Raw genomic sequence first — 15,733 nt, 5'->3', positions numbered from 1 at the left:
GGGCTGCAAAGACCTTAAGCTGACGTAAGAAATCTAGAAAAAAGCTGTCGTTTAACCTTGTTATGACCCTGATAGTTGAGTGTTGGAGGTTATATCAAAGTGTTAATAAAAACGGCTCTCAAAGGAGCCGTTTAGATAGGTTACTTTACTATCTTATCTGGCAGATTTTGTTCTACGACTTAATCCTAAGCCAGCTAAACCAAGGCCAAATAAAAGTAAACTAGCTGGAGCTGGTACAGATATAGAAGGTCCATTTACAGCTTGAGAAAAATTGACAACATAATCACCGATATCATTGATGACGGTAGGGCCAAATTCTGGCCCAACTAAGCCAAGTCTTTCAGTAGTAGGTACTGGTAAAATTCCCCAATCGTTGTCTATAAAGTCAACCGCATTATTGAAATCTAAAATGTTTTCGAAGGCGGCCATATTGTTATCGCCTACTGCAAAAAAATAATCTCCAGCAGTAAGAGAAAGTGTTAAACAGCTATCTAAACTACCTAAAGATGTGATTATCGAGCAGCCCTCACTATCATCATCATCACCTGCAAGGCCTTGACCCAAAGAATTAAAAACAATGAGGTTCATATCTAATGCGCTGCTAACTTCTTTAACTTCAATTGTAAAAATGGAGGCTACATCTAAGGTAAATTTGAACAGGTCCGTATCTTGTGAGTCGCCAATTGTTCCATTAATTGAAGTTGTACCAGCCGCTAACACCATAGCAGTTGGCATGGTATTACCAGCATCGGTAGTTTCGGTGATAAGTGTGGCTGAGGCTTGTGACGACAGCAACAAAGTAACGGCTAATAATTTTTTAAGCATTTGTATTTATTGCACCATAATTATTATTAACGAAATATCAATTGCTTATGACTAGCTTTAATTATTGAAATAGGATTATGTAAAATATTATGACAGTGATATAGGGGGGATTGTTGCTAGTGTGGTATTCAAATAATGTTGGAAAGCCTAGTTAGGCATTTGAAGGGCTGTTTTACAAATAAAGTTAGAAAGCGACAAACCATGCAGCAATCACAGCCTGCTCCATTTTTCATGAGTCTTGTGGGAAATAGTGATTAAACTGAATACTGCGTTTATAGAGCTGAAACAAGACTGAGAGACGGCTTAGTGCCAATTGCGGACAGTCACAACTCATTATAAATTTAGGGGAACAGTGTTAGAATAAGTAATCTAAAACGCTAAGGAAGTATGCTTGCCAAAGGGAAAATCAGTTAGAAAACTCAAATTGTTCCAGCAGGGAAAATCAAACTTGGAACAAATATTAAAGTGTTCCAGCAAGGCTTACTGTTGCCCTATTTGCGGAACTTTTAAATCAATCGATGAACTGACACTGGAACACGCACCACCTAAATCAATGGGAGGAAAGGAAATAATTCTTACCTGCAAAGTTTGCAATAATGATGCTGGTAGTAAAATAGATCTTAACATCGCGCATCAACAAAATATGAATCGGATATTAAAAAGTTTGGCAAGCCAGAAATTTCAACAAACCGAGAGAGCAAAAATCAATATTGGCGGAATGGACATTAAAGTAGAGTTAAATAAGGAAAGTGACGACACTCCCTTAAACATCTCTATTCTTGGGAACTGTAACAACCCCCATGATATACAAAAAGTAAAGGACTACACTCGTGTGGTTGCTGAGTCTGGAGGCAGTTTTAGCTTTAAGTTACAAAGTACAGATAGGTATAATTACAATGAAAGGCTCGCAAAAATAGGTCACCTCAAAACAGCCTTTTTGATTTCTGTTGCCGCACTAGGGTACACATTTGCTTTTTCTAAAAACCTAAGAGAATTCCGCAGGCAGATTTCCACACCTTCATTCCAAATAGTAGATTTTTATATAGAGTATTTTGAATCTACATCAAAGGCTGACTGTTTATTAGAAGTACCTCAATTGGGAATTATCGCTGTTTCATTTTCTGGTGTAACCGTTTTATTGCCTCACCCTTTGCGCAGTCTTGATTCTTATTCAAATACTTTGCGCTTAATACATGATGGGATGCTTCCAAAAATTACAGGACAAGAAATCACATGGCCAGAGGATTTCAATGCTGTTATTGATAATAGCAATCAGTTTGACTTTCAAGTTGTTGATGATTAAGCCTTCATAAAGTTAAAGCTATTGAACCAAAATAAAATTTTCATTCTACGTCTGCTATTCGCTCGAAGCCGACTAACAGCTATGTGCTATATTTAGTCAGCCAAACCTTAAAACACCAAAAAAAATACTATAAAATCAACACCTTACTCAACAGTAACACTTTTTGCCAGATTTCGAGGTTGGTCAACATCTGTGCCTTTAATTACGGCTACGTAGTAGGAAAGTAATTGTAGGGGCAGTGTGTACACTATTGGCGCGATGGCGGGTTCGCAATGAGGCACATTAATAACTCGCATGGTATCGTCACTTGTAAATTTAGCTTGTCTATCGGCAAACACGTACATAATACCGCCACGGGCGCGGACTTCTTCGACGTTGGATTTTAATTTTTCTAGTAGTTCGTTGTTTGGTGCAACCACTATTACTGGCATTTCATCATCGATCAGTGCCAAAGGGCCGTGTTTGAGTTCACCAGACGCGTAGGCTTCGGCGTGAATGTAAGAAATCTCTTTCAATTTTAGCGCCCCTTCCATAGCAATGGGGTACTGGTCGCCGCGTCCAAGGAATAAGCTATGTTGCTTGTCGGCAAACTCTTCGGCTAAGTCTTCAATACCAGCGGTTAAACTTAAGGTTTCTTCCAATTTGGCGGGAAGACTATGCAGGCCACTGATAATCGAACTTTTGTCTAACTCAGACATGCCATTGTATTTACCCAGGGCAAGAGTCAGCATCAAGAAGCCGGTAAGTTGAGTAGTGAAAGCCTTGGTAGAGGCAACACCAATTTCAGCACCTGCTAAAGTCATAAATGCCATATCAGATTCACGCACTAACGATGAACCTGGTACGTTGCATATGGCTAGGCTCGACATATACCCCACATCTTTGGCTAATCTGAGGGCCGCTAAGGTATCCGCGGTTTCACCAGACTGGGAGATAGTAACCAACAAACTGTTGGGCAACACCACTGATTTGCGATAACGAAACTCTGAGGCAATTTCCACATTACAAGACACATTGGCATATTGCTCTAACCAATAACGGGCGGTCATGCCAGCGTGATAACTTGTACCACAGGCAATAATTTGCACATGTTTAATGTCTTTTAGAATGGCTTCAGAGCCCGTACCAAAAATACCTTCGACTAAATCTTTTTCGCCCAAGCGGTTTTGCAGTGTATTACGCACAACCGTAGGCTGCTCATGAATTTCCTTGAGCATATAATGACGATATCCGCCTTTGTCTCCAGCATCATGCTCTATGTCAGAGTCAAACACATCACGCTCAACAGCTTCGCCGTTACTGTCATATATTTTAACCGTTGTACGAGTAATTTCGGCTACGTCACCTTCTTCTAGGAACATAAAACGACGGGTAACCGGCAATAACGCCATTTGGTCTGATGCAATGAAGTTTTCACCAATCCCTAAACCGATAACTAATGGGCTACCTGAACGAGCAACAATCACCCGTTCTGCATCCATTTTGTCCATAATCACAGTGCCGTAAGCACCGTGAAATTGGCCCACTGAATCTTGTACCGCTTGCAGTAAATCTTTACCTTTTTTAAGCTCTTCGTGCACTGTGTGGGCAATGGTTTCGGTGTCGGTATCTGAACCGAAGGTATAACCTTTGTTTTGCAAATCCACACGCAACTCTTCGTAGTTTTCGATGATACCGTTATGTACCACCGCGATACGTTCGTTAGAAAAATGTGGGTGAGCGTTGTCTTGGGTTACACCGCCGTGGGTAGCCCAGCGAGTGTGAGCAATACCAGTAGACCCTTTCACAGGGTTAGCTTTAATGGCATCGCTTAACGCTTTGACTTTACCTATTTGACGCTCGCGGGTTAAATTTCCTTTGCCGTCTAATAGCGCAACTCCAGCAGAATCATATCCGCGATATTCGAGTCGTCTAAGTCCTTCTAATAAAATATCAACCACGTTACGTTCGGCGATTGCGCCTACTATCCCACACATAATCTTCTCCTAATGTGTTTCAAGAGTTGTAGCGCAAATCACTTTTACGCCGTGTTGTTCAATTTGATGTTTGGCTTGTTCATCAATGCCGTCATCGGTAACCAATATTGAGATTTTTGACCAAGGCAATTCCACATTGGGAATTTTGCGTTGTAATTTCTCTGACTCAGCCATCACAATCACCTCTTTAGAAACTTCAGCCATGGTGCGGCTCAATGAGGTTAACTCGTTAAATGTTGTGGAACCGCGCTGAATATCTAAACCTGCAGCCCCTAAAAACGCCTGATCAAAATTGTAGGCTTTGAGCATTTGTTCAGCCATTTGACCTTGAAAAGAATGGGATTGTTGATCCCAGGTACCACCGGTCATTAAAACTTGTGGTTCGTTTTCGCGCTCTAATAAGTCATTCGCCACTTGCAGTGAATTGGTCATTATGACTAAGCCGCGCTTGGCTGGTAAATGGGGTATTAATGCGGCGGTAGTACTGCCACTATCAATAATAATACGGTTATGATCTTTAATTAGCGTTGCCGCAGTAATGGCAATGGCTTTCTTTCGATTCGAAAGTTTTTCATTGGTTAATTCAGAAGACTCTGAAGGCAATAATACTGCTCCACCAAACTTTCTGAGTAATAAACCGTTACTTTCGAGTTCAGATAGATCCTTTCGAATAGTGACTTCAGAAGTAGAAAAAAGCTTAGATAGGGCATCTACAGCCACTTCTCCGTGCTCATTTAGTCGTTCGATAATGGCCCGACGACGTTGTTGGGTATTGCGTTTTTGCACGATTAGTCCACTCATGAAAGCTCTTTAATTTCAAAACGAAAGAAATAATAGACCGTAAATTACGTTTTGCAAGTATAAACTTTCATACGTGGGTATTTTTTGTTCGATCTTGTGATTTTCTGGCTAACACCCTGGCTTTGTTAACTAACTCTCGTCAACTGTATCAATACCAAGATTGTGTTTGAGCAACGCTTTAGCTTGCTCACTCAAAATTGCATCTTTGAGCATTTCCTCTAGCGCCGCTTCATCAAAATTGCCCGCTTGGAAAGTAAGACTAATCTCGCTCATTAAGTTGGCTTCAAACAATGTTGCCGATAGAGGTGAGAGTTCTGAGATGTTCGAAATGGAAATCGTTTGGTCTTTTACTACATCAATGATTAATGAAGGCATTTTCCATATTTTCATTAACTCAACACTGAGTAACATGGAACGTTGACTCAAAAACTTCTTGAACACCAATGAGTCCTGTTTGAAGTCAGGGTGACTTTTTTGAAATGCTTCCACCATAAATTGGAAAATAACGATTTTGCCAAGATCATGCATTAGCCCAATAATATAGGCGGCATCGGCATTTAAATTTCGAGCTTTTGCTAGATACTTTGCAAGGGTTGCCACCTCTTGACTGTGCAGCCACACTTTTTCTCCAAAGGCTTTAAAATAAATAGGCTTTTGGTGACATAGTTTTTTCACAAAGCCATTTAAGACAAACTCTTTTATATCTTTTGCCCCCATTAACATAAAGGCTTTTTGCAGATCAGTGATTTCATTCTCGCCACGTTTGTAAGCTGGACTATTCGCCACTTTCATTAGTTCACTGGCAATACTTGGCTCCTGCTCAATCACTTTAATGAATTCGGTTAAGTTAAAATCAGGATCGTTTAATAAGTTAGTAAGAGTCAGCACTGACTGCGGCAGAACAGGAAAATGGGTTAACACATCCTGTGGATTTTTAAGGGCATGGTTAACCCGAGTTAATATATATTGTTCTAACGGGTTTAGGGTTGTGCTGGTTTCAGAGGGCCCTAATAAATAGTCGTAAAACAAAAACTCCAAAGGATTAAACGAGGCAACACTTATGGTGATGCTTTTCGATGGAACCGGAATATCTGGTAAGTTAGATTCTGCAGGGGCGGCCTGTTTTGGGGTTTCCGTTAATTCACGTTTTGTCGCAGAAATAACAGGCGAACTCTTAGCTTGAGGTGCATTACCTGAAGACGCACTAGTTGTAACTTTAGGTTTAGTGCGCTTAAACAAGCGAGAGATTAATTTTTCAAACATTTCCGATTTGATATCCAATAATTTGATTTACAGGCCTTCTTTAAAGCCTGTAAATACTCTGCATTAACCAAAGTTAACCTCTTTGTATTTTTAATTAGCAATTGAATAATTTTGAACTGCTATTAAAAACTTAGTGTCGAGTCGCTTAGGTTTTTTTAGTTGGCCGCGTCCAGCCCTGAATATTTCGCTGTTTACTGCGTGCAACAGCAAGTTCATGGTCGTCTACATTACTACTTACTGTAGAGCCTGCGCCCACGGTTGCCATCTTACCGATTATTACAGGCGCTACTAGCGCACTATTTGAACCAATGAATGCGCCATCGCCAATAGTGGTCTTAGATTTGTTCACACCGTCATAATTACAAGTAATAGTGCCGGCACCAATATTCGCGCCTTCACCCACAAAGGTATCGCCTAAATAAGTTAAGTGATTGGCTTTTGAACCTTTACCTAATACGGTTTTTTTCATTTCTACGAAATTGCCAACCTTAGACTTGTCGTGCATCACCGCACCTGGTCTTAGTCGACCGTAGGGACCAACATTACAGCCATTATGCAATTCGGCTTGTTCAATTATTGAGTTCGCTTCAATTACCGTATCGTCACCTATTTGGCAGTCAATCAAAATACAATTAGGGCCAATTTTTACATTGTTTCCTAATACAACCTTGCCTTTGATAATCACGTTAACGTCAATGCTACAATCTAATCCAAATGATAATTCGCCGCGTAAGTCAAAACGATGAGGATCTAAAAGATATAGACCTTCCATTAGCAGGTTTTCGGCAGTTTCTAGTTGGTAAGCCCGTTCAATCATAGCAAGCTGTTTACGGTTATTAATGCCTTCCACTTCAACGGAATTAGTAGGGTGAGAAGCTTTAATCACCTTGCCTTCATTGGCTGCCATTTCAATCACGTCAGTTAAGTAAAACTCACCTTGGGCGTTATCACTATTTAATGCTGACAACCAACGTTTCAGGTCAGCGCCACCCATGATCATCATGCCGGTATTAATTTCTTTTATTTGTCGTTGTTGCGCTGTTGCATCTTTATGCTCAACAATGGCTTTAACGTTTTCGCCATCACGAACAATACGCCCCATACCTGTAGGATCGTCTAACTCTACAGTCAGCAGAGCAAGATCCGATTGCTGTTTAACATCAATGAGTTGTTGTAATGTCTGTGCTTTTATTAAAGGTGCATCACCCACTAAAATAAGTACATCCTCATCATCTTTGATATGAGGAGCTGCTTGCTGAACAGCATGTCCCGTGCCCAATTGCTCTGCCTGTAGGCACCAATTGAGTTGGTTATGTGCTAATGTGGATTGCAGTTGTTCACCACCATGACCATAAATTAGATGAATGTTTTCAGCGCCCAGCGTGTTCACCGTATCAATAATATGTTGCACCATAGGTTTATCGGCTATGGGATGAAGCACTTTGGGTAACTTAGACTTCATGCGAGTGCCTTTGCCTGCAGCAAGCACAACTACTGAAAACGTCATAAAGAGTCCTTAATTCTTAAAATTCTATTTATTCTAACTAAGCTCACAAAAAGGTCTAGTAATATCATTCAAAGCAGATATTATTTGTCTGACTAAAACGTGTTCTAATTTTATTCGTAGAAGTATAAGCTGCTTATAGTTAAGATAGCACCTTGAGTTTATTAAATGGAAAGTAGGTTTCGTTGAACGCCTTTAGAACATTACATCGTAGTATATTGATTTTATTTGCCGTAGTGGTTATCTCAATAGTGACCCTTGTTCACTTCACTGCGTCTAAAATTGTTGCCGAGCAAAGCAGAGCCCAACAGCAATCCATTTCCCCCGCTATCACGCTGATCATCGATCACCTATTAGAACCTCTGCACGTGTCACAAACTCTAGGCCAAGCCAAAGAGTTACAAAATTTAATGAAAAACAAAGATATTGACGAAAGTGCAATGTTTTCGATGCTTGAAAGAATAGAAAAAGAGTTCAACATGGAATTCTTTATCGCTAGCGAAGGCAGCCGAACTCAATATAATTCTAACGGTACTAAACTGGCCCTAGTAGAAGGGGAAGTTGATTGGTATTTTCGCTATAAAGAAGCTCCTAAAGATGCAATAGCCGATATCGGCCAATGGCAAGACCCTCACTTTTATATCGATTTGAAAATATATGATGATGACGGAGCGTTTCTAGGGTTCTTCGGGATCAGTAAAAGCCTTGATAGTTTTGTGGACATTTTTGACCAGTATAAACGCCAATATGGCTATGATTTCATATTTGTTGATCAAGATAACAATATCGCCCTGTCTTCCGACCCTGACTTAATCGTTGAAAACGCAACCTTTAAGACCTTAGAGAGTTTAGATTGGTATCAAGACATAGATTTAGACCGTCTGCCCGAGGGGTCACTCAATAATTTATTAGTAAAGACCTCAGGAATGGACGCTCTGATTGCTGAAGTGAAAGTCGATCCTTTTGGATGGACCATGTATTTATTAACGCCTTTACAAGAAAGACAAACTGAAATCAGTCGCAGCTTTATCATCAGTATCGTGACCTTGTTGGTGATCATATTTGCATTATTCATGCTCATTTATCATTTGCTTTATTACTTCAAGCAAGACATGCAGAAGAGCTTTCAAACAGATCCGTTAACACGCTTACCTAACCGTAATAAAGTGGAGTTACGTTACGCGGAAATGCTGGATAAGGGTCAGCAAGTTGGGCTGATTTTAATAGACATTGATCACTTTAAAGCGGTTAACGACACTCACGGCCACAATGCCGGTGACAATGTACTTAGACAAATTGCAAACATGTTGAGTAACCATTTACGCCATGGCGATGTAGTAGGACGATGGGGTGGCGAAGAGTTTGTACTTTTATTGCCTGATACTAGCCCTGACCAAGCTTTTGACGTTGCTCAAAAGCTTCGTGAAACTATGTCGAGCATGACAGCTTCTACCGGCTCAGCGTCTTTACAGGTAACGGCTAGCTTTGGAGTATCACACACAGATACACCTCGCCCCTTAACGGAAGTGGTTGGATATGCCGACGATGCCTTATATCAAGCTAAACGCGACGGGCGTAATATAGTTAGGTTGCAATTATCTAAGACAGAGTAGTAAGTGTAAGTGCTTACTACTTTTGAATATATCATCTAAGCTAATTTCAGTTTAAACTTTATAACCCCCGTTGTCAGACTCACACCAAGTAGAATTAACCCAGCTCCCAACAACATACCTAAAGTGACGGCTTCTTGTAAGAATACCGCTCCCCACAGCACCCCAAATACCGGTACTAAATAGGCTACGGTAATGGCTTTAGATGCACCTATATTGGCGATTAATCTAAAATACAAAATATAAGCAAAGCCGGTACAAGCCACGCCTAACACTATTACTTGCAACCACGCATGGGTTGAAGGCATCTGTTGTGGCCAAAGTGCCACGGCAAAGGGTATTAAGGCGAGGGTGGCAAACACTTGGCTGCCAGTCGCAATAGCGAGGGTATTTATGCCAGTAAGATGTTTTTTGGTATAACAAGCAGCGATTCCGTAAGCGAATGTCGAGCCTAACGCTGCAAATATGGGCAAAATAGACAATTGCAAATCAACGCCTGTGCGCACCAAACTGATAACCACAACACCACCAAAACCGATAAACAACCCAAACACGGCCAATTCGTTCAAACGTTCCTTTAACCATAAAAATGCCACAATGGCACCAAACATAGGCGCAGTTGCATTTAGAATAGAGGCCATGCCAGCGCCTAACAGCACTGTGCTATAGCTGAACATGACGAACGGAATGGCGGTATTCACTAAACCAACAAATAAAATGGGACGCCAATACTGTTTCACTACCGAGACTTTTTTACGCATAAAGAGTATTGGTAACAAACACAGAGCCGCAATACCCGTGCGCACCGCCACAAGTGCAAACGCGCCAAATTCAGGGGTTGCTGAGCGCATGTATAAAAAAGAAGATCCCCAAAGCGCTCCCAAAATCACGAGTTCAAGCATATCTTTTAATCGCATTACATCATTTACCTTACGTCCTAGTTATTTATTGCGTACCCTAACTGCCAAGGTTTACGTTTTTTACTCAGCACCCTGCTCAAAATCTAATAACCAAGACTTGCGGCCTAACCCACCAGCATAACCCGTTAAAGTGCCATTTTTGCCAATGACTCGATGACAAGGGATGACAATAGACAGTGGATTTTTCCCATTAGCCGCCCCAACTGCGCGAACCGCCTTGGGGTTTTGTAGTTGATTAGCTATATCAGCATAACTGCATGTTGAACCATAAGGAATAGTAGCTAGCGCCTGCCAAACTTGATGTTGAAATGCTGTTCCTTGTGCTGCTAACGGTAATTCAAATCGAGTTAACTTTCTTGCAAAATACGCTTTAAGTTGGGCTAGTGCCTCTTTAGTAATGGCATTGCTTGGATATGTACCTTGCTGGAGATCAGAAAAATATATGGAGACAAGCTCGCGACTATTGGCGCATATTTCAAGTTGCCCAATGGGTGTGTCAAGGTAACTGTAATTTAAATCACTGATTTCATTCATGCCATATTCCATAATTGAAAAGTAAGATAACTCCTCCACGGAGCCGCTTCATCGGGTACTAGCAGGTGGTTTTGAATTTGCTTTTTTATTATCAAATCGGAATCTAGCCAAATGTCTGGATTTGATTGCCCACGCATTGCCGCATAAGCCACCGTCCAAGGGCCAATTCCTTTGATACTTTGCATCTCGTCCAACACACCATTTTGGCAGTAAAATTGAGCTAGATCTCGCAAACATTGTCGGCGCTTTTCGGGAATTTTCAGAAAACTTAAATCCGATTCAGCTACGGCTTCTGGTGTAGGAAAAAGACGTTGTTGTTGGTAACGTCCCCCCAATTCTTGGGCTAATTGTGAAACCAAGTTTACCGCGGCTTTCACTGAGATTTGTTGCCCTAAAACAGCTCGACAACTAGCCTCAAAAACGCTCCAAACACCAGGGATCCGTATACCTGAAGCAATAACGTCTTGGGGTAAGCCGGTGGCCTGTAAACAAGCATCAATCACCTGTGGATCGCAATCTAAGTCTAACAAACGACGAATTTGTAGAACAACTCCCTGAAAATAGCTTAAATCATTGATACTAAGTTCAATATCAAAACAGTGTTTAGTCGGGTTTAAGCTGGCAACAAAGTACCCTTTTGCATTGCCGTAAACAAAGCTTCTGCCATAACTATTTTCAGTTACCGTCTCAATGTCTGCTATAGCCCGAAGCGTTAAAAAGTCCCTAAAGTGAGTCCAATTATAAGGGGCTCGATAAGCTAGTTGAATTTGCAAGGAAGCAGAACCTTCTCGATTAACTGAAAGGGGTTTATTTGCTCCATTCTTGCGGATCTGAGAGGGTGTGAGCTGTAAGTTTGAATGCAAGTTCGCTTGTAATCGACGGGCGCTGGAAAACCCACTCGCGATAGCTACATCTTCAATACTCAAATGGCTGTTGTGCAATAAGTTCTTAGCAATTAACAGCTGATCAAATAATCGAAACTTTTTGGGTGATATGCCTAATTTTTGTTGAAATAGCTCCCGTAGATAACGGTCGCTTACCCCTAATTTCTCGCAAATATCGGTCACTGTCAGTTCAGGGTGAGCGCGTAACAATTTTACGCCTCGCTCAAGAGTCGTCGTCGTGCCCTTCCACGCATAGGAACCGGGGGCACTATCAGGTCGACAGCGCAAACAAGGTCGAAAACCTGCTTGCATAGCCAAAGGGGCTAATTGGTAATACTCAACATTTTCTTCTTTTGGTGTTGGTGCGGGACAAATTGGCCGACAGAATATGCCTGTACTTTTCACCGCAACATAAAACTGGCCATCGAAACGAGGATCCCTTGATTTGCGCGCTTGTTGATATATTTGCAGTGTATTCATAACCAATACTTTTAGCTTAATTAGGTTCAGTTTACCTACAAAAAATGAATAAAACGCGCTGAAAACGGAACTGATAGATAATTACTTCATTCAACCCGTGAACTCATTTGTCAGTTGTGTCGCTTTCTTTCACCTAGTATCCTTATAGGGATGAGATGTTTAACGTTAATTTTCCTTGTTTGCTTAACCGTTATTAGCTGCCCACCGGCTTTCGCCGAGGAAGACAAGTGGCTGTACGATTTTGCCTCAAAAACCCAAGCACAAGCTATGAAGCACAATGTGCCTGGCTATATTCTTGTTTTCGTGCGTAAAGGTGAGCCAGCCAAGGTAATTAGCTATGGTTTGACTGAAAATTTCGGTGAAAAAATTGATGGCGATACGGTTTTTAGATTAGCCTCAGTTTCGAAAACCTTCGCCGGGGTGTTGATGGCTAAAAAAGTCGCTGAAAAACAATTCACTTGGCAAACTCCCCTACTTGAAATCGTACCTGAATATGGTTTTAACCGTTTAGACCCCAACCCAATCACCCTAGGCCATTTACTCAGTCAATCAAGTGGTTATATTCCCAATGCGTACGATAATTTAATTGAAGCTAACTACTCCCTAAAACGCGTGTTGGGTCAGTTGGCAAAGTTAGAACCATTATGTTCTCCTGGTAAATGTTATACCTACCAAAACGCCTTATTTGGTGTACTTGAAGACTATTACATTAACCATAAAAGTAGTTATGGCAAAGAGTTGAGTAACAGCATATTTAAGCCATTAAAGATGCCCCACGCCAGCACAGGCAGACAAGGGCTACAGAGTTCACCTAAGTGGGCAAAACCCCATGTAGCAATTACTCGTTCAAAGTGGCGTGAGACCAAAGTCCAAGATGATTATTACCGTTTCGGCCCTGCTGCTGGTGTAAATGCCAGTATTGCAGATATGGCTATTTGGGTTCGTGCAATGTTAGGGGAGTATCCGCAAATTATTCCCCCTGAGATAGTACAAACCGTTACTTCAGAAAGAATTAAAACGAAAAGAGAATTACGCAGACGAGATTGGCGCCGATTTTTAAAAGATGCCCATTATGGGTTGGGTTGGCGGATCTACGACTTTAACGGCCACAAACTAAATTATCATGGTGGCTGGGTGAAAGGATATCGCGCGGATGTATCCTTCGCACCAGATCAGGAAGTTGGCTACGCCATGCTGATGAATGCTGAATCAAATTTGATCAATAGCTTTACCGCCAAATTTTGGCAAGCTTACTTTGAAACCTACGAAGAGCATCAAAAGCAACAACTGGCAAAACAGACGGGGAAATAATCACTGGGCAGCGTCGAAATACTGCCTAATGAACCTCAACTAGGATGTTTTTAAATAGGTATAACCTTTCAAACAATTTTCGTAGAAATCCGTCCATTTTACACCTTCACGAGGCTTAATTTCACCTTCAGAGATTTTTGCATCAATCAATTTTTTAACCGATGCCGCCATGAAGGTCGGATTATATTGCATGATCGATAACACGCTATCGACAGAGGAACCGGTAACAACTTCCTCAATATAAAAATCAAGGGGATCGTCATCATGACTGAAAATATGCACTTCATTTAAACGACCAAACAAGTTGTGCATATCACCCATTACATCTTGATAAGCACCGGTGAGAAACATGCCTAAGTAATAATCTTCATCTTTGTTTAATTTATGCATAGGCAAAACATCTGAAATACCTTTACCTAACACAAATTTATCGATTTTACCGTCACTGTCACAGGTAATATCCACCAATGAACAATTGACATTGGGTCGCTCATTCATTCTCGAAAGAGGCACTATCGGCAAAACTTGATCGATAGCCCAGGTATCTGCCGCTGATTGGAACACTGAAAAATTACACAAATATTGAGATGATAAGTTGTAGTCCAACTCTTGCATTTCTTCCGGTACAAAGTCTGCGGTTTGCATACGTTGTTGCAGACTGACCATAATTTGCCAATACAGGGTTTCAATTTTGGCAAGCTCTTCAAAGCTAATGACTCTGAGTTGAAATGCTGATATTGCTTGCTCTTTATACTGGGATGCATCATTAAAAATTTCTTGCAGGTTTTCTTGGGTTTCCAATAAACGTATTTGATCGCGCATATTGGTCACTAAGATATGCTCGTGCTCTTCAAAATCGGTTTCCATTTCCGCACTATTGGAGCGGATCTCACCAACGATTTCAGCGACAACACAGCTATGGTGAGCAGTAATCGCTCTGCCACTTTCGGTTACAAGAGTAGGATGTGGTACATCTTCAAGATCACACACTTCCTTCATGCCAAACACAACATCAGCAACGTATTCGGCAATGGTATAATTGCGTGAGGAATCATTAGTCGATTTACTGCCGTCATAATCGATTCCAAGGCCACCGCCCACATCAACGTAATCAAGTTTGAAGCCCATGTGGTGCAATTCAGAGTAAATCATAGCTCCTTCGCTTATGGCGTCTTTAACTGCTCGTATATCCGTTAATTGACTACCGATATGGAAGTGCAGGAGTTTAAAACACTGTCCCATGCCTTCTGCTTCAAGATAACGGGCAGCTTGAATAATTTCTGTATTGGTTAACCCAAATTTAGCTCTATCACCACCAGAACCTTCCCACTTGCCTTGACCTTTCACGGTCATTTTAGAACGTAGGCCTATAATGGGCTCAATATCCAGTTCTTTGGCTAATTTGACCAATAACAACAGCTCGGAGTATTTTTCAATTACCACAATGATTTTACGACCAAGTTTACGGGCCATTAACGACAGGCGCATAAACTCCTCATCTTTATAACCATTCAAAATAGTAAGTGAATCTAAATTGGTGTTGTAAGCTAATACCGTGAGCAACTCAGCTTTAGAGCCCGCTTCTAAACCATAGGCATATTTACTTCCGGCATCGACAATTTCTTCAACCACTTCGCGCATCTGATTTACTTTTACCGGATAGACACCACGATACTGTCCTTGGTAATCGGCATTTTTAATGGTTTTAATGAAGGTTTCATTTAACAATGCAACTTGTGAGCGCAGAATGTCATGGAAGCGAAGAACCACAGGAAACTGAATGCCTTCTTCCTTAATTTCTTCAATTACATCTTTGAAATCTATGCGCATTTCAGCATTTGTTACATCAGGGGTAACATGCAAATTTCCGTTAGGACCAATTTCAAAATAATCGCCACTCCAGCGTTTAACGCCATACAATTTTTCTGCGTCTTCAATTGTCCAATTATCGGGTTTGCTCATTTATCTACTCCGAAGTTTGCCAGTATTTGAAAAAATGGGGCAATTCAAAAGGAATTGCCCCATTTCTAATATTGTTCAAACAACTTAAATTCATTGTTAATTGTCAGCATTATACTTTGCTGCAGTTCTAAAAGGGTACTAATTTATTTAGGTTGATATTGAAAAATATCGTCAAGATGGCATTCAAACACTTCGGCCATTTTGAAGGCAACTTCCAATGAAGGTGAATACTTACCTTTTTCGATTGCCATTATAGTTTGTCGGGTGACGCCGACTTTATCCGCCAGTGCTTGTTGCGTCATTTCATCGGCGAAAAAACGCTTTTCACGAATGCGATTAGTAATGGGTAAATCTGCCACT

13 protein-coding genes are annotated in these 15,733 nt (G+C 41.0%); 3 read left to right on the top strand and 10 right to left on the bottom strand.

The window, feature by feature from the left end; all coding sequences use genetic code 11:
* Window positions 1-153: 153 nt before the first annotated feature.
* Entirely contained in the window at window positions 154-825 is a 672-nt protein-coding gene (locus AB6T38_RS08205) for a DVUA0089 family protein (protein ID WP_372546833.1), read from the bottom strand.
* 391 nt (window positions 826-1,216) lie between these two features.
* On the opposite strand from AB6T38_RS08205, the gene AB6T38_RS08200 reads away from it, so the two are divergent.
* Window positions 1,217-2,128: an HNH endonuclease gene (locus AB6T38_RS08200; RefSeq protein WP_372546832.1), complete on the top strand. Its 912-nt coding sequence runs from the start codon at window positions 1,217-1,219 to the stop codon at window positions 2,126-2,128.
* A 143-nt stretch (window positions 2,129-2,271) separates the two neighbouring features.
* On the opposite strand, the gene glmS is transcribed toward AB6T38_RS08200, so the two are convergent.
* The 4 genes from glmS to glmU form a co-directional block, all read right to left on the bottom strand.
* Window positions 2,272-4,104, bottom strand: a complete 1,833-nt coding sequence (gene glmS, locus AB6T38_RS08195) for a glutamine--fructose-6-phosphate transaminase (isomerizing) (RefSeq protein ID WP_372546831.1) — start codon at window positions 4,102-4,104, stop codon at window positions 2,272-2,274.
* Window positions 4,105-4,113: 9 nt separating this feature from the next.
* Complete coding sequence (locus AB6T38_RS08190; RefSeq protein ID WP_372546940.1) at window positions 4,114-4,890, bottom strand: DeoR/GlpR family DNA-binding transcription regulator; 777 nt, start codon at window positions 4,888-4,890, stop codon at window positions 4,114-4,116.
* Between the two features lie 144 nt (window positions 4,891-5,034).
* Window positions 5,035-6,168 carry an HDOD domain-containing protein gene (locus tag AB6T38_RS08185; protein WP_372546830.1) on the bottom strand — a complete coding sequence of 378 codons (1,134 nt, stop codon included), beginning with the start codon at window positions 6,166-6,168 and terminating at the stop codon, window positions 5,035-5,037.
* 145 nt (window positions 6,169-6,313) lie between these two features.
* Window positions 6,314-7,675 (bottom strand): bifunctional UDP-N-acetylglucosamine diphosphorylase/glucosamine-1-phosphate N-acetyltransferase GlmU, encoded by a 1,362-nt coding sequence (gene glmU, locus AB6T38_RS08180; protein WP_372546829.1) that lies wholly within the window; start codon window positions 7,673-7,675, stop codon window positions 6,314-6,316.
* A 182-nt stretch (window positions 7,676-7,857) separates the two neighbouring features.
* Between glmU and AB6T38_RS08175 the strand changes: the two genes are divergently transcribed.
* Entirely contained in the window at window positions 7,858-9,285 is a 1,428-nt protein-coding gene (locus tag AB6T38_RS08175; RefSeq protein WP_372546828.1) for a diguanylate cyclase, read from the top strand.
* 35 nt (window positions 9,286-9,320) lie between these two features.
* On the opposite strand, the gene AB6T38_RS08170 is transcribed toward AB6T38_RS08175, so the two are convergent.
* The 3 genes from AB6T38_RS08170 to AB6T38_RS08160 form a co-directional block, all read right to left on the bottom strand.
* Complete coding sequence (locus AB6T38_RS08170; protein ID WP_372546827.1) at window positions 9,321-10,199, bottom strand: DMT family transporter; 879 nt, start codon at window positions 10,197-10,199, stop codon at window positions 9,321-9,323.
* A 63-nt stretch (window positions 10,200-10,262) separates the two neighbouring features.
* A complete protein-coding gene (locus tag AB6T38_RS08165; protein WP_372546826.1) occupies window positions 10,263-10,736 on the bottom strand; it encodes a methylated-DNA--[protein]-cysteine S-methyltransferase in 474 nt (157 codons plus the stop codon).
* The gene (locus AB6T38_RS08160; RefSeq protein ID WP_372546825.1) at window positions 10,733-12,100 is read right to left on the bottom strand and encodes a DNA-3-methyladenine glycosylase 2 family protein; all 1,368 of its coding nucleotides are present in this window, start codon (window positions 12,098-12,100) and stop codon (window positions 10,733-10,735) included. The genes AB6T38_RS08165 and AB6T38_RS08160 overlap by 4 nt, the downstream gene beginning before the upstream one ends.
* 150 nt (window positions 12,101-12,250) lie before the next feature.
* On the opposite strand from AB6T38_RS08160, the gene AB6T38_RS08155 reads away from it, so the two are divergent.
* On the top strand, window positions 12,251-13,411 hold the full coding sequence (locus AB6T38_RS08155) for a serine hydrolase domain-containing protein (protein WP_372546824.1): 1,161 nt from the start codon (window positions 12,251-12,253) through the stop codon (window positions 13,409-13,411).
* Window positions 13,412-13,450: 39 nt separating this feature from the next.
* Here the strand turns inward: AB6T38_RS08155 and speA are convergent, their stop codons facing one another.
* Both speA and AB6T38_RS08145 read right to left on the bottom strand, forming a co-directional pair.
* Window positions 13,451-15,373, bottom strand: coding sequence for a biosynthetic arginine decarboxylase (gene speA, locus AB6T38_RS08150; protein ID WP_372546823.1), 1,923 nt, complete (start codon window positions 15,371-15,373; stop codon window positions 13,451-13,453).
* 143 nt (window positions 15,374-15,516) lie between these two features.
* A complete protein-coding gene (locus AB6T38_RS08145; protein WP_348491962.1) occupies window positions 15,517-15,732 on the bottom strand; it encodes a helix-turn-helix transcriptional regulator in 216 nt (71 codons plus the stop codon).
* Window position 15,733 lies beyond the last annotated feature (1 nt).

This window comes from Aliiglaciecola sp. SL4 (genome assembly GCF_041538045.1).
GTDB lineage: Bacteria > Pseudomonadota > Gammaproteobacteria > Enterobacterales > Alteromonadaceae > Aliiglaciecola.
The sequence above is the reverse complement of the archived record's forward strand: the minus strand, read 5'-3'. Positions and strand labels throughout refer to the sequence as shown.